Annotated in this window: 14 protein-coding genes and 1 tRNA gene; 1 reads left to right on the top strand and 14 read right to left on the bottom strand. The window is 56.4% G+C overall.

Going from position 1 to position 19,225, the window contains the following annotated elements; translation table 11 throughout:
• Positions 1 to 139: 139 nt before the first annotated feature.
• The 7 genes from QEZ52_RS01020 to QEZ52_RS01050 form a co-directional block, all read right to left on the bottom strand.
• Positions 140 to 2,602: an FAD-dependent oxidoreductase gene (locus QEZ52_RS01020; protein WP_406647154.1), complete on the bottom strand. Its 2,463-nt coding sequence runs from the start codon at positions 2,600 to 2,602 to the stop codon at positions 140 to 142.
• A gap of 86 nt (positions 2,603 to 2,688) precedes the next feature.
• A complete protein-coding gene (locus QEZ52_RS01025; protein ID WP_406647156.1) occupies positions 2,689 to 3,444 on the bottom strand; it encodes a DeoR/GlpR family DNA-binding transcription regulator in 756 nt (251 codons plus the stop codon).
• 165 nt (positions 3,445 to 3,609) lie between these two features.
• A complete protein-coding gene (locus tag QEZ52_RS01030) occupies positions 3,610 to 4,647 on the bottom strand; it encodes an extracellular solute-binding protein (protein WP_406647158.1) in 1,038 nt (345 codons plus the stop codon).
• A 46-nt stretch (positions 4,648 to 4,693) separates the two neighbouring features.
• On the bottom strand, positions 4,694 to 5,503 hold the full coding sequence (locus tag QEZ52_RS01035; protein ID WP_406647160.1) for an ABC transporter permease: 810 nt from the start codon (positions 5,501 to 5,503) through the stop codon (positions 4,694 to 4,696).
• A 14-nt stretch (positions 5,504 to 5,517) separates the two neighbouring features.
• Positions 5,518 to 6,447 carry an ABC transporter permease gene (locus QEZ52_RS01040; RefSeq protein WP_406647163.1) on the bottom strand — a complete coding sequence of 310 codons (930 nt, stop codon included), beginning with the start codon at positions 6,445 to 6,447 and terminating at the stop codon, positions 5,518 to 5,520.
• Positions 6,447 to 7,538, bottom strand: a complete 1,092-nt coding sequence (locus tag QEZ52_RS01045) for an ABC transporter ATP-binding protein (protein ID WP_406647165.1) — start codon at positions 7,536 to 7,538, stop codon at positions 6,447 to 6,449. Before QEZ52_RS01045 ends, QEZ52_RS01040 begins: the two co-directional genes overlap by 1 nt.
• A 95-nt stretch (positions 7,539 to 7,633) precedes the next feature.
• Complete coding sequence (locus QEZ52_RS01050; RefSeq protein WP_406647167.1) at positions 7,634 to 9,703, bottom strand: FAD-dependent oxidoreductase; 2,070 nt, start codon at positions 9,701 to 9,703, stop codon at positions 7,634 to 7,636.
• A 166-nt stretch (positions 9,704 to 9,869) separates the two neighbouring features.
• On the opposite strand from QEZ52_RS01050, the gene QEZ52_RS01055 reads away from it, so the two are divergent.
• Entirely contained in the window at positions 9,870 to 10,658 is a 789-nt protein-coding gene (locus QEZ52_RS01055) for a LuxR C-terminal-related transcriptional regulator (protein WP_406647169.1), read from the top strand.
• 93 nt (positions 10,659 to 10,751) lie between these two features.
• Here QEZ52_RS01055 and QEZ52_RS01060 read toward each other — a convergent pair whose 3' ends face one another.
• From QEZ52_RS01060 to QEZ52_RS01090, 7 genes are all read right to left on the bottom strand, one after another.
• Positions 10,752 to 12,248, bottom strand: a complete 1,497-nt coding sequence (locus QEZ52_RS01060) for an aldehyde dehydrogenase (RefSeq protein ID WP_406647171.1) — start codon at positions 12,246 to 12,248, stop codon at positions 10,752 to 10,754.
• A gap of 15 nt (positions 12,249 to 12,263) precedes the next feature.
• Complete coding sequence (locus QEZ52_RS01065) at positions 12,264 to 12,941, bottom strand: DUF1028 domain-containing protein (RefSeq protein WP_406647173.1); 678 nt, start codon at positions 12,939 to 12,941, stop codon at positions 12,264 to 12,266.
• A 122-nt stretch (positions 12,942 to 13,063) separates the two neighbouring features.
• Entirely contained in the window at positions 13,064 to 13,480 is a 417-nt protein-coding gene (locus tag QEZ52_RS01070) for a RidA family protein (RefSeq protein ID WP_406647175.1), read from the bottom strand.
• A 41-nt stretch (positions 13,481 to 13,521) separates the two neighbouring features.
• On the bottom strand, positions 13,522 to 15,051 hold the full coding sequence (locus QEZ52_RS01075) for a 4-hydroxyphenylacetate 3-hydroxylase family protein (protein WP_406647177.1): 1,530 nt from the start codon (positions 15,049 to 15,051) through the stop codon (positions 13,522 to 13,524).
• Positions 15,052 to 15,260: 209 nt separating this feature from the next.
• On the bottom strand, positions 15,261 to 16,520 hold the full coding sequence (locus tag QEZ52_RS01080; protein WP_406647179.1) for a flavin-containing monooxygenase: 1,260 nt from the start codon (positions 16,518 to 16,520) through the stop codon (positions 15,261 to 15,263).
• 341 nt (positions 16,521 to 16,861) lie between these two features.
• Entirely contained in the window at positions 16,862 to 18,346 is a 1,485-nt protein-coding gene (locus tag QEZ52_RS01085) for a pyridoxal phosphate-dependent decarboxylase family protein (protein WP_406647181.1), read from the bottom strand.
• 730 nt (positions 18,347 to 19,076) lie between these two features.
• Positions 19,077 to 19,152: transfer RNA gene (locus tag QEZ52_RS01090), tRNA-Thr, on the bottom strand.
• Positions 19,153 to 19,225 lie beyond the last annotated feature (73 nt).

Consider the following 19,225-nt stretch of genomic DNA (forward strand, 5'->3'; position numbering starts at 1 on the left):
CTTGGCCGCAACGTTACGAAGCGGGGCAGGTTTGCCCTCAACAGACAGGAATACACGGGTGCGCCTGTGGGTTGACGGGGTTCGAAACGATCCGTTTTCACTGTTGTTGCCGCATGCAACAGCACTTTCGACCGGTCTGCTACCCATCCACCTTTGGGCGCTCGCTTGATGGATCATATGGTGGACGCAAAGATGCATACGCTGTCAGTTTGACCCCGGCCAGATCCACTTCGAACCTGTGAGACGAAAGAAAAGCGGCCGTCACACGCTCAGGTGCGTGCAGCAGGCACAAAGCGACAGCGGACCCCACAGTGTGTCCGTATGCAGCCGAGCGAATCTCGCCTATCTCAACTCCGTTGCACAACACGGACTCACCGCCCCACAACTGGGCGTCCCTGTCTTCCAACACCAATTGGACAATCCGTGTATTCAGATGGTCCGGATCCGATTTGGCCTGTGTTAGAGCCTTTTTCCCGATAAAACCGCCCGGTTTTTCATAGTCCACCGCGAAATTCAAACCTGCCTGAAGCGGTGTAATGTCGGGCGTCAACTCGCGGCTCCAGGCGCGAAACCCCTTTTCGATCCGCAATCCTTCGAGCGCATAATACCCGGCATCGCAAAGGTCGAATTCGACACCCGCATCCATCAGGTCTTCGTACACCCCCACGGTGAACTCGACCGGAACGATCAGTTCCCACCCTAATTCGCCAACATATGTCATGCGATTGGCAAGCACAGTCGCATATCCCAAATCAATCTCTTGGACGGTGCCAAAGGGGAAGGCCGTGTTTGAAAAATCTGCCTTGGACAATTTTCGCAACACATCACGCGATTTGGGTCCCATAACCGCGAGCACCGACCAGGCAGCGGTCACATCAGTCAGGAACACATGGGCGTCTGTGTCAAAATTCTTGCTTATCCAATCCGCGTCATGCACCGCTTGTGCCGATCCGGTGATCAACAGAAACTCCTGATCTTTGATTCGCAGAACCGTCAGATCGCTTTCATACCCGCCGCGCTCATTCAACAATCCCGTGTAGACAGTTCCACCGACAGCCACATCCACATTTGCCGCACAGATCCGGTTCAGCTGAACACAGGCATCGCGTCCCTGGACCAAAAGCTTTGCGAATGAGCTTTGATCGAACACCGAAACACCTTCGCGTGTGCTCCGATGCTCTGCTGCGACCGTGTCATGCCAATTTTGACGGCCAAAACTGTATTCCACGTTTGGATTTTCGCCATCTCGCGCAAACCAATTGACCCGCTCCCATCCCATCTTTGAGCCAAACACGGCCTTTTTTGAGGACAGATGCCCATACAACGCAGATCTGCGGAACGGCCGGGCGGTATCCAGCTCCCGGTTAGGCCAAGGCATGGCATAGTGCAGCCCCAGGGTTTCCTTGATCCGGTCATGTAACCAGGTCGGATTGTTATTGAAGTTCGCAAACCGGCGGATGTCGACAGAAAACAGATCGGACGTGGGTGCCCCATTGACGATCCATTCTGCCAGGGCCCGCCCCGCACCTCCCGCGCTGGCTATTCCCATGGAATTAAAGCCGGCACCGACAAAGAAGTTCTTTACCTCCGGCGCTTCTCCCAACAGATAATTATTGTCCGGGGTAAAGCTTTCGGGGCCATTGTAGAATTTGCGTACCCCGGCGTCGGCCATTTGAGGCACACGGATCAAACCGTTCTCCAACAGGATTTCGAATTGGTCCCAGTCATCGGGCAACAGCTGGAAGAAGAACTTGTCCGGGATGCCGTCCATTGCCCAGGGTTTGGCCTCGGGTTCGAACCCACCCAACACCAGACCTCCGGTTTCTTCCTTGAAATAAATGTACCCATCGGGATCGCGCAACACCGGCAAATCCGGGCTGACCCCGTCGATCTGTTCCGTCACAATGTACATGTGTTCGGCCGAATGCAGCGGAACATTCACGCCACACATCTGGCCCAGCCTGCGGGCCCATTGCCCACCACAGTTCACGACCACTTCTGCCCGAATGGTGCCTTGATCGGTCACAACGCCCGACACCGCCCCGCCGTCCGTCCGGATGTCCGTGACAGTCACGCCCTCTATGATGCGCGCGCCATTCATCCGCGCGCCCCTAGCCAACGATTGGGTCAAATCCGTCGGGTTGGCCTTGCCGTCTCCGGGCATCCACAGCCCGCCCTTCAGATCGTCCACCTCCATCACCGGCCATTTTTCCTGCGCCTGCGACGGAGAAATAACCTCCACATCCACGCCCTGAGCCCGTGCCGCCGCCGCAGTGCGCAACAGCATAGTCATGCGATCATCGCTGCGTGCCACAGTTACAGAACCGCATTCATTCCATCCCGTTGCCAATCCGGTTTCGGCCTCGAGCTGCGCGTACAATTCAGTGGAGTATCGGATCAGGTTGGTCATGGCAGGCTGACTGCGCAGCTGTCCTACCAACCCAGCCGCGTGCCAGGTTGTTCCACAGCTCAGCTGACCCTGCTCCAGCAGGACCACGTCACGATGCCCCATCTTGGCCAGGTGATAAGCGACCGAACATCCGACGATGCCCCCGCCAATGATGACGTATTGTGCCTGTTCCGGGATATTGCCGTCGACCATAGTCAAACTCCGTAGGTGGGAAACAATCATTCCACGCACCCTAAAGTGACTTTGCATTAGTTTGCAATATCTCTCTTTTTTTGGCGTTACGCCAATTGATAGTCCATTCCGACCCGGCCCATCGCATCTATGGTTTCCGGGTCCGGCTTTTCGTCCACCACAACCAATGCTCCATCCGGCAAAGGCCGCATGACAATCTTGCCGACAACACCGAATTTGGAATGGTCAGCCAGAATGAAACTCTGCTCGGCCTGCGCAATCATGCGATGCCGCAAATCAGCGGCCTCTCGCGAAAAATCCGTGAGCAAGGCGCGCGCGCTTAATCCCCCAGCCGCAATCAGGGAAAACTCGGCGCGATACCGCGACAGATGTTCGATGGTTTCGATGCCGAACGTTGCATTCTCTGCCACATTCAGTCGCCCACCCAGAACTGTAATCTCCTTGGAAACAGGGCCTAATAAGGACGAAATAGACAAATCGTTGGTATAAACTGTCAGGTTCTGCCTGTGATATCTTAGCAATCGGGCAACCGCCAAAGTTGTCGATCCATTGTCGATGATCAGGCTGGCACCATCCGGAATCTGGCTCAGGACAAACTGCGCAATTCGGGACTTCCCTTCGGGGTTTGTCGCAGCTCGCGTTTCGATCTCTGGTTCTTGGTTGCGAATCCGCGTGGCACCACCGCGAACCTTGTGCAGCTTGTTTTCACTGGAAAGCTGATCAATGTCCTTGCGAACAGTTTCCCGGGTCACTCCCAATACTTCGGTCAACGATCTGATCGAAACCGCCGGTTGTTTTGAAATCTCCCGCAGAATGATCGCATGCCGTTCGGATGGAAGCATGACGCTGCCCCTTTGAATTTGCCAAGTTTTGCCAAATTATCGCAGAATGCGTCGAATGGCAATTTGTCCTGTCATACACCCAAAGGGCGATCAATGCCTGTCGAAAAAAACCGCGCCCGACCCAATGGCCCGGACGCGGTGAATTTCCAGTCAAACCTGAAGCGCTTATTTCTTCACATTTGTCCAAATCTTGTCGTACACGGCCTGTGTTTGTTGGTCACAAACTTTGATGAAGACGCCCGGTCCTGCGGTTTTGGGCGGGTTTGCTTCAGGCAGTGTTGCCAACGCCGGGTCGAGATGGTCGGCGACGCCTGAGACGCCCGCGCCATAACGGGCATAGTTCGACACTGCGGCAATGTTTTCGGGTTCTAGCAAAAAGTCCATGAACTTGAGCGCGTTGTCGCGGTTCGGGGCGTCCTTGAGCAGAACGACGTTGTCCATCCACACCACATACCCTTGGGTCGGGAAGGCGTATTCCACATTCGCACCCTCTTCGCGCGCCTTGGCACCGAACCCGTCATAGATCTGCCCCACCGCCGCATCACCCGAGACCAGCACTTCCTTGGCGGTGTCCGAGTTGAACGATGCCCAGTGACCTTTGGCCTGGACCAACATGTCATTCAGCGCTTTGAGCTGGTCACGATCCGAGGAACATTGCGGAATACCCAGATGCAGCGATGCCATGGCCATGACCTCGCCCTGGCTGTCCAGCATATTGATCTTGCCCGAGAGTTCGGCAGGCGGATTGAACAAGATGTCGGTGGTGTTGATGTCGCCCTGATAGACGTCGCGGTTGACCGAAAAGGATGTGGAACCCCACTGATACGGGATCGAATGTGTCCGCCCCGGATCAAAGCTGGGATCGGCCCACTCTGGCGCGATGTTGCCTTTGTTGGCCAGCTCGCCGTCGCCGATGGTGTCCAGCAGGCCTTCGCCAGCCATGATCGACACCATGTAATCGCCCGGCACCGCCACGTCGTAGGTACCGATGGCGCCGGCCTTGAGGCTGGCCAGCATGGCTTCGTTGCTGTCATAGGTGTCGATCACCACTTCGATGCCGGTTTCGGCGGTGAATTTGTCGGCCAGCTCCTGGGGCATATATTCGAACCAGTGATAGACGACGACCTTGCCTTCGGCAAAAGCGGCTCCTGCGGTCAAGGCCAAGGCCGAAGCGGCGACGGTTGTTTTCAGTAGATGTTTCATGTGGCTCTCCTGTCTGTTGGTTTTGGGCTGTTGGTTTCTTCTCGTATTATTTGGTGTTGTCGGATTTGCTGACGAAGTAAGAGATCGTGACCATCACCACCGAGACGCTCAGCAGCATGGTCGAAATCGCCATGATATTGGGTTTCAACCCCTGTTTGACCGACCCAAAGATCGCCGTGGGCAAGGTTTCAACCCCGGCACCTTTGACAAAGTTGGTGATGATGAAGTCATCAAGGGACACGATAAAAGCCAGCAGAAAGCCCGAGATGATCCCGGGCATCATCAAAGGCAAAAGGATCCGGGTAAACGCCTGGCGTTTGGTGGCATAGAGATCCATCGCCGCCTGTTCAAAACTGTCTTCGATCCCCTGCATCCGGGCCGAGATCGGCAGATAGGCAAACGGGATACAGAACGCGATATGGGCCAGCAGGATGGTCAACAACCCGCGATCAAACCCGATGGCGTTGAAAAAGATCAGCGTCGCCACCGCGGTCACGATTTCCGGCACCATCAATGGCAGGCTTATCAGCCCGAACGACAGGGTGCGCAGCCGGAACCTGCCGCCACGCACCATGGCGGTGGCCGCCAGGGTGGCAATCGATGTGGACACGGTCGCCGCAATGATCGCAATGACAAAGCTGTTGCGCGCCGCCAGCTTGAACTTTTCGCTTTCGGGGCCGACGAACACATCGGCGTACCAGCGCAGGCTCAGGCCCTCCCAAACAGTGATCGATTTTGACACATTAAAACTGTAGATCGTCACCACGACCAGCGGCGCATACAGGATCACCAGGCACAACAGGGTGATGGGTTTGAACCCGGCATAGGATTTGATGTCGAATTTTGCGGTTGCCATGGTCTTACCCCTCCTCAACCTTCTGACGCCTGAGTCTTGGCCTGTTGACGGGAAAAGAGCATCAGCAGGATCAGAACCATGCTCAGCAGGATCATTGACGCCGCGGCGCCAAACGGCCAGTTCCCGGCGTTGCCCTTGAATTGCTCCTCAATCAACGAGCCGATCATGAAGTTCTTGGCACCCCCGAGCAGATCCGGCGCCAGGAACGAGCCCAAGGAGGGCACGAACACCAGAATACAACCCGCAATCACCCCCGGTTTGACCGCAGGCAGCAGGATACGCCGCAGGGTCACCCATTTGGTGGCGTACAAATCGGCGGCTGCCTCGGACAGCGTGAAGTTATAGCGTTCCACAGCCGCATAGATCGGCAGCACCATGAACGGCAGATAGGAATAAAACAGGCCCAGCTGCACCGCAAAATTGGTGTTCACGATGTGGATCGGGCTGTCGATCAGCCCGATGCCGATCAGGAAATCATTCAGCGGCCCCTGATCACGCAGCAAGAATTTCATGCTGACTGTGCGGATCAGCAGGTTCACCCAATAGGGGATGGTGATCAGGAACACCCACATCGGGCGTACTTTTTCCGGTCGGGTGGCGATGAAATAAGCGGTCGGGAATCCGATCACCAGGCTTAGGATCGTTGCCGCACCCGCCTGCCAGATCGAACGCCAGAAGATCTGGATATAGGTCCATTCGATCACCGGTGGCTCGTCCCCGAACAACCCGCGGTCAAAAAAGAACTGATCATAGGCCGCTAGGGAAAACTCCCAGATCACCCCGCCGCGGAATTCCTTGGTCAAAAAGGAATAGATCAGCATCATGGCAACCGGGGCCAAGGACAGGATCAACAGAACCACCCAGGCCGGCATCAACAGCCAGTTGCGGGACTCTGCATAGGTATCGGTGAGTGCGCTGCCGCCGCTTGCCGCTCCGCCCGCCATCAGTCCACCAGGAGGCGTGCCGCCCCCAGCTCCATATTGACGAACATGTCGGCACCTGGCTCAAAAATCCGCTTGTTTCCGCGATCAGAATTCGACGTGCGCACGATAAAATCCGGGCCCTCGTCGAGCGCGACGATGGTCGAGATATCGGTGCCGACAAAGATGTTTTCCTTGACCCGACCGTGCAGGCTGCCGTCCTTTTCCGGCTCGCCCGACATGTACAGCCGCTCCGGGCGGATCGACATATGCACGCGGGATCCGGCACCGACGCCCTCCACTGCATTACAGGTCAATTCATGCCCGCCGCCCAGGTGACAGATGGCGCGGCCATCGGTGATCTGATCCACCGAAACCTCCAGCAGGTTGGTTTCACCGATAAAATCGGCCACGAACATATTGCGGGGTCGTTCGTAGATGTCCGTTGGAGCGCCCAACTGCTGAAGCTCGCCGGCCGACATCACCGCAATGCGGTCCGACATGGTCAGCGCCTCTTCCTGGTCGTGGGTCACAAAGATGAATGTGATCCCTGTCTCTCGCTGCAGATGCTTCAGCTCCAACTGCATTGCCTTGCGCAGCTTGAGATCCAGCGCCGACAGCGGTTCATCCAGCAACAGAACCTTGGGTTGTGGCGCCAGCGCACGCGCCAGCGCCACACGTTGCTGCTGTCCACCTGAGAGCTGTGAAGGCTTGCGAGCAGCAAATTGGCTAAGTTGCACCAGCTCAAGCATTTCGCCCGCCCGCTGGCGCGCTTCGGATTTGGACTTGCCCCGCATTTCCAGGCCAAAACCCACGTTGTCCAAAATCGTCATATGCGGGAACAGCGCGTAATTCTGGAACACCGTATTCACTGGCCGCTGATGTGGAGGCAAGGTTTCAATTTCGTCGCCATAAAGGAAAATCTCCCCTTCGGTGACGTCCTCAAATCCCGCAATCATTCGCAACAACGTCGTCTTCCCGCACCCCGACGGACCCAACAACGTGAAAAACTCATTGTCATAAATCGACAACGATATCGTCTTCAAGGCGGTAAAATCCCCGTAACGCTTAACCGCATTACAAACATCAATCGCAATGGTTCGGTCTGCTTTCACTGGTCTCTCCCTTGTTGCAAGGACGTTCATTTTGATCGTGATCCAGCCAGCTATCCGGCCTGTCCCTGGGCCAGTTGGCTAGGTGTTTGGTCGGATCATCCAACTGCCAGTTCGGTAATCTCACGGCGGAAGGGCAGCGCATCACCAATGTCCTGGCCATCCAGCTCACGCGCATAGCGGTGCCCGGCATAGGTGGCCCAGGCAATCGGTCCCGGCGCATTGGCGTCGCCAATGATCTTGACGGATTTGATCCCGGCATCAGCCCAATCGGTTTCGCGAGATTTGAGATCCAAATAGACATGGTTGTTCTCCAAACGAGACGACACCATGACCACAGCGTCACAACCATACTCGCGCGGCGCATCTGTATAGATGCAATTGGACATCACACGGCCGCTGCCGATTTCGGTCACGCCACGGTTCAGCACGATATGGACACCCATTTCCGCCAACTTTTTGTGGATTGCGTGTTGTTCCAAAGTGTTGTTGGTCCAATCCGACAAATAGGCCGAGGGCGTGATGATGGTGACGTCGCACCCTGCCTTGCGCAGCAATTCGGCCAGGACACCGCCCATGTAGTAATGATCATCGTCATAGATCACGACCTGGCCGGAGGGCAGCGTGCCTTCCATGATGTCATCGGGGGTAAAGATCGGCATCGTGGGATCAGTGGCAAAGGGCACAACATGCTGGCGGCTGACCCCATCACGACGCCATTTTGACCCAGTTGCCAGACACACGTTTTCAAACCCGAATTCCAAAATGCTGTCTGCGTCCAACGCGCTGTCAAAATAGGTTTCGACATTGGGTTTCTGGCTGATCTGATAGTCGCGGTAATCCACCACGCGGCCCCAGGCCGACAAGCCGGGCAGGTGGCGTTCGCGGGCCACACGCCCGCCCAAAGTGGTTGTCGCCTCGGCAATCGCCACGTCATATCCGCGCTCAGAAAGCGCACGGGCTGCTTCCAACCCGGCAGGACCGGACCCAACAACCAACACGTTGTCGCTGGTGCCCTTGGGGTTCATGCGTTCCGGATGCCAGCCTTTGCGCCATTCTTCCATAAAGGTGGGATTCTGGGTGCAGCGACTGATTGACATAGTCATGTCGCCGGTGATGCAAATATTGCAGCCAATGCATTCACGGATATCTTCGATCCGGCCTTCGTCAATCTTGAGCGGGATAAACGGATCGGCAATCGACGGTCGCGCACAGCCAATCATATCCAACGTGCCGGATTTGATCATCTTGGCCATCACATCAGGAGAGGTAAACCGACCAACCCCGACAATCGGCTTGTCGGTCAGGTCGTGAATGCCCCGCACCAGTGCTTCTTGCGCGGCCTCTTCCTTGAACCGGGAAGGACCTGAACAATCTTCCCAAGTTCCCTGTGCCAGATCCCAGATATCGGGCAGATTTCGGTTCATTTCGACAAAATCACGGACTTCGGCATTGGAAAAGCCAAGATCCCCGATCGTTTCGTCCAAGGACACCCGCAGGGCGATCCCCATCGTATCGCCCACGGCGTCCTTGATGTCGCCAATCACCTCATTGGCAAACCGCGACCGGTTTTCCAGCGACCCGCCATATTCATCTGTTCGATGGTTAGTGGCGCGGCTCAGAAAATGCTGAAAGATACCAAAGCCATGCGCACCATACAGATTGATCAGATCGAACCCGGCCTCTTTCGACCGCTTGGCTGCATTCACGAACCAGCGACGCAGATCACGGATGTCGGATTTATCCAGCGCGCGCGCCTGAATCGGATCGTTGGTAAAGGTGCGAATGGGTTGGGCCGAAACCGCCAGCGGCACTTCTTTGGAGTATAGATTAGGACCGTTGACCCCGGAATACGCCAATTGAATTCCGGCCAACGCGCCATGGGTCTTCATCTTTTCCGACATCTTGCGCAGCTGGGGAATGTCCTTGTCTTCCCACAGGCGCAATTCAATGAACGGAGTGATTTCCGAAGTATGATGCATCTCGCATTGTTCGGTAAAGATCACGCCCCAGCCGCCTTCGGCCTTGATACCACGCATGGCAGCCGCAGCAGACGGATCACGATACCCTCCACCGTTGCAGTGGGGCACCTGATAGAACCGGTTTTTGGCTGTGACAGGGCCGATCTGCATCGGTTCGAACAGAATATCGTAACGTGGGTCGCGCATTGCGTGCCCTCCCTTTAGCGTCTGGCTGGGGTTGCGCAGCGAGGTGCATAAGTCCTGCGAGAGATTTTCTGGTCCCGGTATCGAGCCTTTGATATACCTCTCAATTCAAGGACTATTAATATCTGGAGCTACCTAGAGGGGTATATACCCCCAAGGAGGTATGAACGTGTCTGCATCTGGTCCGGAACTGGCTTTGGCCCATGCAATTTCGGCTATTGGAAAGGCTGATTTCCAGACTTTGCTTTATCGGTGGATTTGCCTGATTGGTGAAATCGACAACGGTGCCATGATCGCCTTTTTCAAAGACCGAGGCCCCGAAGCCTATTTCTCTGAAGCACAAGACCGACGTGTGTTTGCAAATCTTGACAGCCACTATTTGCGTGGTGCCTACCTGCTTGACCCAGTCTATTCGCTCCATGTCAAACACGCCGACGAGGGCCTGTACCGTCTGATCGACATTTCGCCGGATCACTTCAGACGTAACGAATATTTTGCGTCCTATTTCCGACGCACGACCTTGATCGACGAATTGATTTTTCTGGCCCACCCCGCACCGGGGGTGACCATCACAATCTGCGTCGGAAGGGATGCCACATCCGGTCGAAAATTTTCAGCACGCACCATAACGCGGCTCAGAGAAACAGCCCCCATCGTTGCGGCTCTGGCGAACGCACATTGGGGCAATCTACGGTCAGAAACAGAAACAGATGACCTGCAGGTGGTTGAAGCGCTCAGGAACAGGTTGTCGAACGAGCTGAAAATCTCGCTCAGCCCACGTCAGTCTGAAATCGCCTTTCTCGTGCTGCAAGGTCATTCCTCGGTTTCCATCGGGTTGACCCTTGGAATCAGTCCGCTCACCGTAAAAACGATCCGCAAGCAGCTGTACAGAAAATGCAACATATCTTCTCAGGCAGAGCTCTTTTCCCTGCTGACGCCATATCTGTTGCGAACATGATGGCAAGGAAACTGACCCGGCAAGGTCGGAACAACTTTGGTGGTTCAGCGGCCATTGGCGATGCCTGAGCGTTCGCCAATGGGGCGTTTTGGATCAGGCTTTATACTTGATCCAAGTGGTCTTGAGCGCAGTGTATTTCTCAAGACTGTGCAGCGACAAATCCCGCCCGAACCCGGATTGCTTCATTCCACCGAACGGCGTCTGTGCCGACAGAGCGTCCACCGTGTTCACCGACACGGTCCCAACGTGCAATCGGTCTGCCACCCGACAGGCGCGGCTCAGATTGTCGGTCCAGACCGAGGCCGCCAGCCCATAAATTGAATCATTGGCCATGGTCACGGCCTCTTCTTCGGAATCGAACGGAATGACCGACAGCACCGGTCCAAATATCTCATCCCGCGCCAGAGGATTGTCGTGGCTTACATCATCAAAGATGGTTGGTTGTACAAAACATCCCTTGCCACCCACTGTGATCCGTTCACCCCCCGCCACCAGGTTGGCAGACGTCTTGCCGGCCTCGATAAATCGCATAATGCCCTGGGTCTGCTTTTCATCAACGATGGCCCCCATTTTCGCGGCAGGATCCAATGGGTCTCCCGGCTGCATGGCCTGGGCGCGTGCGATCAACTTTGCGACAAATGCATCCTTGATCGACCTTTCGACATAAAGCCGCGAATTGGCTGAACAGACCTCTCCCTGATTAAAAAAGATGCCAACGGCCGCCATATCTGCCGCCGTATCCAGATCCTCGCAATCAGCAAAGACCAGATTCGGGCTTTTGCCGCCGGTTTCAGGCCAAATCTGTTTCAAATTGGATTGACCAGAGTATTGCATGAACATTTTGCCAATACCGGTCGAACCGGTAAAGGCCAGGCTGTCCACATCCATATGCAGACCCAACGCCCGACCTGCGGTGGCGCCAAAGCCGGGAACCACGTTCAACACGCCGTCCGGCAACCCGGCCTCGACCGCCAACTCCGCCAGTCGCAAAGCAGAAAGAGGCGATTGCTCGGCAGGTTTCAGGACAACCGAATTCCCGGCCGCAAGAGCCGCGGCTGCCTTCCATGTTGCCATGTCCAAGGGAAAATTCCAGGGCGTCACCGCCCCGACCACCCCCAACGGAACCCGTGCCACCAAAGCCAAGTCCCCCGGACCTGTGGGGGCCACTTCGTCATAAATCTTATCGATGGCTTCGGCGTACCACTGAAAGAAATGCGCTGACCCCGGGGCATCGACAGTGGCCGCATCGGTAACCAGTTTGCCCATGTCCAGACTGTCGAGCAGCGCCATCTCTTCCAGGTTGGCCCGGATCAAATCCGCAAGCTTCAGCAAAACCGCCTTGCGATCGCCAGGTGCCATGCGCGACCAACGACCATCGTCAAACGCGCGCCGTCCGGCTGCCACGGCCAGATCCACGTCCGCCGTGTCACATTCCGCAACCGCAGTCAGAACCGCGCCTGTCGCCGGGTTGATGCTGTCAAAGGTATTACCCGAAACCGCATCAACAAATTTGCCGTCGATAAAGGCCTGCCCCCGCAGGGTCAGAGCCTCGGCGCGGGTTTTCCAGTCTTGGTGAGTATAGTCCAGCATGGCATTCTCCTGCTGTTATTCATCGCCCGGCACGCCGTATGATGGTGCCTCTCGGGGATCTAGGGCGCGCTGGATATAGGCGTCCAGTTGCGGTTTGTAGACGTCCCAGGCGGCGGCGATATTTTCGATTGGACAGGCGTCCTGGGACCAATCACAGCGCAGCTCGGCCACCGGCCAGCTGACGGTGTCGACGATCAGCATTCCCGCCGAATGCACCGGGCCGGCCTCACCACCCGCCGCCATCCCGGCGCGCATGGCGGCAATCAGCCGGTCCCCGATATGGCCAGTCGCGGCTTCGAACCCCTCAACGATGGCCTGGCAGACCCCGTCATTGGCCAGCAGATTACCGCCCGAAGCCACATCACGCCCCTGCGCCTGGGTCCAGATGCCCAGGGAATTTGGCCCGGAATGGATCGCCGTGTCGCCTTGCGCATCCACAGCCAGAACCTGGCGATAGTCGATATGCGCACCGCGCCGCTGCACCTGGGCAATCGCCTCGGTCGCACTCAGCCCCTGCTCCATCAGATCGAGCGTCAAAGGCCCCAGCGAGGGATCAGTCACATTCTGGCTCGCCACCGCGCCCACGCCCGCCCGGGCAAAGGCACATCGCGCCGCGACTGCTGGCGAAGATGACGAAATCGCCATTCCGAACATGCCCGTTTCAGCGCAGCGCGCCACCAGCGAAAAGGTCATCTCTCACTCATCTCCCTATAGCCCCTGAATGGGCTTCTTTCTGGTCCCAAATACTTTCGGGGGGAGCGTTGCAATCCAACAAGGATTGCAACGCGGGGGGCAGACAGCCCCCAAAACACGGATCAATCGGGAATGACTGCGGTACCATCAATTTCGACCAGCCAATCGGGGCGGGCCAGCGCCTGAACGACCAGACCAGTCGACACCGGATGCACGCCTTTGATATATTCGCCCATGGTGCGATAGACGTCCTCGCGGTAGCGCACATCGGTGATATAAACGACAACCTTGACCAGATGCTCCATGCTACCACCCGCCTCTTCGATCAGTTGACGGATGTTCTGCATCACCTTGTGGGTCTGTTCGACAGGGTCGTGACTGTCAATATTCACGGCGTCATCCAGATTCTGCGGGCACTGGCCACGCAAATAAACAGTTTTGCCACCTTGGGTCACAACAGCCTGACACAGATCATTGTCCAGGTTCTGTTCCGGGTAGGTGTCCGAGGTATTGAACTTACGAATACGGGTATGGGCCATTTGGGTCTCCGTTTGTTTGGGTATTGGAATGGTGAAACAGGCTAATGGGAGGTGATGCTATCGCTCTGCGTTGCATCCATCGCGAACCACCGGCTGACAGCGCTATCTGCCTTTGACGTTGTCCTTGGTCCCATGACGGTGTCGGACAGGTCTGCGGCGTGTTTGACGAATGCCATCGGCCCGTCCCAGTCAAAGTTCTGGTAGACAGCCGCGAGGTGGGTGTGGGGCGGGGATTGGGCGAACAGCTGGAACGACAGGCGGTGCCCGGCGTAGTCCGAATTCAGCAGGTCGCGGGCAAAGGCCAGCAGCTTGCGCCGGTCCTCGGCCGCCCATTCGTCGTTGAGGGTATAGTATTTCTCGAGCCACGGACCCGTGTCATCGCTGGCGAAACTCGCCGCATCCGGGGTCACGCAGACCTGGCCACCGCACAGGTCGCGGGTCAGCTGCACCATGGCGGGCAGTTGCGAACAGGCCTGCACCCGGCCCGCATACAGCAGCGATTGGTTCGGCATCATCAGCCCGGCGGGCGATTTTTCCGCCAACGCCACCGACGCGGTCAGATGTGCGTTGATCCCTTCGCGGTAGCACGCCAGGGTCGACAGCTTCTCCTGCACACCCTGTTCGCGGTCCAGCCCGGTCTGGCGGACATTGAACAGCGCCGCACCGATCATCATGTCGGTCTGTTTCAGGATCCGCTGCAGGAACGGAAACGCCGAATACCGGTGCAACGTGGCGCGCATGAACATCGCCGCACGGGTGTGGCGGTAAAACAGCACGTTCTCCCAGGGGATCAGCACATCGTCAAACACGACCAGCGTGTCGATCTCGTCAAACCGGTTGGCCAGCGGGTAATCTGCGGCAGGCGCGCGACCGGCAAACCCGGTGCGACAGATGAATTTCAACCCCGGCGCGTTCAGATCACAGATGAACCCGACCGCATAGGGCGACATCTCTTCCTCGCCCCAATTGGCAATCGTCGGTTTGGTAAAGGCCTGGTTGGCATAGGCGGCTGCGGTTTCGAATTTGGCCCCGCGCACGATGATCCCGGCATCGGTTTCGCGCACCACATGCAACAGCATGTCCGGGTCCTGATCCTGCGGAGGGCGCGACCGGTCGCCCTTGGGGTCGGTATTGGCCGAGACCTGGAACAGGTCCTGACGCAGCACCGTGTCGATATGGGTCCGGATGTTGCCCGCAAACTGCGGGTCGAGTTCGCCCAGCACATCAGCCCCATCCAGCAGCGACCACATCTCGCCCACGGTTTCATCGCCCACCCGGGTCACGACCCCACCGATTTCATTCATCATGTGATCGGTGGCGCGGCGTTTGGCCCACCAATCGGCCTGGCTGTAGGGCAGCTTGTAGCCCATGGCCGAAACCTCGCCAGCTTCGGTATAGGTCATCAGATCCGCATGCGGCGCCTGATGCTGCATGTCATAAATCCGCGCCCGAATATCCACCAACGGCTTGAACTGAGGATGCCCCGAAACATCACGCACCCGCTCACCATTCACATAAACCTCACGGCCTGCGCTCAACGAAGCGAGATACTCAGATCCTGTGCGTATCATGGTGTGTCTCCTGCACCTGCTGGGCCCCCTTTCGGGAGGGTCTGGCACGTTTCACCCTAATGGTTTTCATATGGTCAGCAGGAATTGAAGCATTGTCTGTCTCATCCCTGATAAGGGTGTGCCTAAGCTTTTTCACCCCAAGGGACGACGGGTCGCCACACCTTTTGGTGCGGCGATCCTGATCATCGCTATTGCGACCCTCACAGCAGTCAGCTTTCGGTTGGGCCGCGATACTCCAGATACTTGCGCTGGGTGGCAATCTGATCGGCCACATGTTTGGCGTCATGCCAGACCCCCCAGATAAAGGTCGATCCGCGACGCGACTGCCAGGGCAGCCCCAGAAAATAGATGCCCGGTTCGGATGATACCCCACGCTGGTGCTGCGGTTTGCCAGTGTCGTCAAAAGCATCAACCTTCATCCAGCTGAAGTCCTGACGGAAACCCGTTGCCCATATGATCGACGTCACGCCTGCCTCTGCAAGGTTCAGCTCACTGATCGGATTGGTCAGGCAATCGGGGTCGGCAAAGGCAATACGGGCCTCGGGCTCTTCGGGCAGGTCGATGCCGGTACGAGCGATATAGGCATCTGCAGCGTCCAGCATTTCCTTATAGTTGATGTCGCCACCGTTGACATTATCCTGCAGATCACCAGCAAAGGTCAGCATACCGTCGGTGTAAGATTGTGTCAGCCCGACAAGGGTGACGCCTTCGTTACCGAGGCGACGGAAATCCATGGTCTGCCCACCATAGGCACCGCTGACCGAGATCGTCACATGTTCGGTTCCGGGTTTCAGCGCAGCAACGTCCCACAGACCCAGAACTCCCAGCCACCAGACAAAGTCACGACCCCGATAGGCCCGTGGCGGGCGATCATGCGGGCCGACCGACAGGTAAACCTTGCGCCCAGCGCGGTTCAGTTCATCAGCAATCTGAGCACCCGAAGACCCGGCACCCACAACCATCACTGCACCTTCGGGCAGCTGATCGGGGTTGCGATAGTAAAACGAATGGATTTGTTCAACGCCAGCATCAGCTGGAACAACCGGCGGGATAACCGGATGTTGGAAGGCACCAGTTGCCGCCACGACGTTCCTGGCTTCAATCACACCATCAGAGGTTTCGACGCGGAACCGGCCCTGACCGTCCAGACGTTCGGCGCTTTTGACTTCAACACCGGTTCGGATCGGTGCTTTGATCATCTCGGCGTAGTCGTTCAGATAATCAGCGACGCGTTCTTTGGTCGGAAAGGCATCCGGATCGACATCAGCGAATTCCAGGTTTGGGAAACGGTCATGCCAAGCCGGACCATTGGCCACCAGATTGTCCCAGCGGCCCGTCCGCCAGGCTTCGGCGACACGGTTCTTTTCCAATACGAGGTGAGGCACACCATTGTTGCTCAGATGTTCGCTCATGGCGATGCCGGCCTGGCCACCTCCAACAACAAGCGTATCTATGTGTTCAACTGACATTTGCGGGTCCTCTTGAATGATATCTGGATGATCATGGCGCGTTTGAGATCACCTTAAGGAAGCCGTCAGCGAGCGAAAAACATGATTTGTTTAAGCACTGGTTGCGTTGCGCCTAAGTGGGTGGGACACGAGGGAGAAGGGTCTGATGGAGCCTGGTATCATGGGCCGACCGTGTATTGTCCGGCGAGTTTCCTGGCTTCGGGCCGACGGCCAGATCCAACACAGGCAGCAGGAGTCTCGTGGTGTTCTGGCCTGATAATCCCCCATCTGAAACGGAAAAGCCTACAAATCCTGGATGCCGTCCGGAGTTCTGCTTAAAATGGGGGTGTTGCACGCGCGGTTTATGATCGGTGGGACGCGAGGCTGTTGTGCCTAGCACGTTCCAGATCCTGCCCCAGCCTGGTGACTTCCCGCACCAGCAGGTCCAGATCCTGTTTCTTGGTACGATGATTATTGATGGCGACCCTCAGGCAATGGCGATCACCAACGGTGGTATCGGATGGCACAGCCACCCCGGTCTCTTGGAGACGCAGCATGATTTCCGTGTTCAGCTCTTTCAGCTCAGTTTCAGCCAAGCTGGATCCGCGGTAACGAAAACAAACGATATTGATTGATGTCGGGGCCACCAGCTCCAACAGCGCATTCTCCTGAATCAGCTGGGTCAGATATGAACCTTGGGCAATATTCTGGTCAATCAGACGACCAAATTTGGCAACACCCTGCTCCTTGATCGACATCCAGATCTTGAGCGCCTTGAAACCACGCGACAATTCAAATCCGTAGTCACCCAAAAACTCGGCAGCTGCGACGCCACGTGGTTTTTCTTCTAGGTATTCGCCATGCAGCTCAAACGTGTGGAAGTGGAGCGCGGCATCCCGAACCAACGCACATCCAGCCTCAAAAGGCGTATGCAACCATTTGTGAGGGTCCAGGGCCATCGAATCCGCCCGTTCTATTCCATCGACCAGGGATCTGTTCTCTGGCGCAATCTTGATCAATGCCCCGATACAGCCGTCGACGTGAAACCACATGTTTTCCCGTTCGCACAGATCAGCAATTGTCGGCATCTCGTCAATTGCACCGGTATTTGTTGTACCCGCGGTCGCAATCACGCAAGTGGGCAGGTATCCGGCCGCCCGATCATCTTCGATAGCTTTTTTCAAAGCCGCGATATCCAACTTTAGGTTAGCATCAGACGGAACAATATGCAGCGCCCGCCGACCCAAACCCAGGGTTTCAAGAGCCTTCTGACTCGCGCTATGAACCTGATCTGACGTGTAAAACCGCAATGGTTTGGGCAGCGCCGTAATCCCCTCCTCGCGCACATCGACCCCAGCCATCTTATTGCGGGCCACGGTCAGACAAACCATGTTGGCAACAGACCCGCCGCTGGTCAGCGTGCCACTGGCCGAAGCCGGAAACTCGACCATCTGTTTGAGCCAGTTGACCACCTGTCGGTCAACCTGCGCAGCCGCCGTGTTCCCACCGCCCAGGTTTGATCCATCTATGGCGGCCAAGAAATCGGCCATGGCCCCTGTCATATTCCCGGACCCCATGTACCACCCCCAGAACCGTGGATGAGTATTCCCCATGGCATAGGGCAGAACATGAGATTGAAATTCTTCATACACCGCCCCGACAGGCATTGGGTCCATTGGTACATTTGTCTCGAAGTGATCCCGAACCGATTGTGGCATCTGTTGCCAGACAGGCCGATCACGCAGGGTTCCAATATGCGCAAATGCATCCTCTACCATCCGCCTTGCGGTTTCTTGGGTCTCGGTCCAATCCGCAGGGTCAAGACTCTCTTCGGGACAATCAGTCATGGGGAAACTCGCTTTGCTCTGAGGGAAAAGGAAAATTTGTAAATTTGGGTCAGTCGCCTTTGCATTGAGAAATCAAGCGTGGGAACACGTTTGAACTATACACGTCAGATGTCACCTGTCATCGGTCCAAACCATGCCTCTCGCACCGTGCCGCGTTCGGATGTGACTACCAATACGGTCTGTATACCGGGATATTGCACGACAAAAATACGCTGACGTCCGTCACTGACTGGATGCAACGGAGCAGTAAAAACCTTGAACGATTGGGTCGCTCGGAAATACAAGGTCAGGAATTGACCATCCAGCTGCGACAGTCCTAAACGGTTGAAATCGTTGTCAGATTTTGTAGATTCTGAAATGGTCTTGCCGTCGTGGCCAAGAAAAAAGCCGTGTCAAAACCAAACTTCTGTACCGAGCCGCCGCTCCGCTCTTGGTCAACACGTCATTGATGCTATCGGCCATGTATCCCCGGGGAATCCCCAGAAATGCCCGACCAGAATTTTCCTAACTGGTGTCTACCCGAATGGCAAAGACGCCGTTGCTGACGACGACATGGTTGGCGCAAAAACCATTGAACGCAAGAAACTGAAAACAGACAAGGAGTTCAAAAGCGCGGATATTTGGAGCCCAAACGTCTTACACCGATCGAACTAAGGGGGGATATTCAGAGGGAGAACCAAGAAATTCCCAATAACCTCTTCGACAATATCAGGTGATTACCCCAAAACTATGGTGCCTCAAGAGGGACTCGAACCCCCGACCTTGTCCTTACGAAGGACCTGCTCTACCAGCTGAGCTATTGAGGCATGCGCCAGACCGTTTAAACGGTCACAATAGTTCGCGCAAGTCTGGAAAAATCCACGCAGTAGACGCAATTCC

The organism is Aliisedimentitalea scapharcae, assembly GCF_045277565.1.
GTDB classification, from domain to species: domain Bacteria; phylum Pseudomonadota; class Alphaproteobacteria; order Rhodobacterales; family Rhodobacteraceae; genus Aliisedimentitalea; species Aliisedimentitalea scapharcae.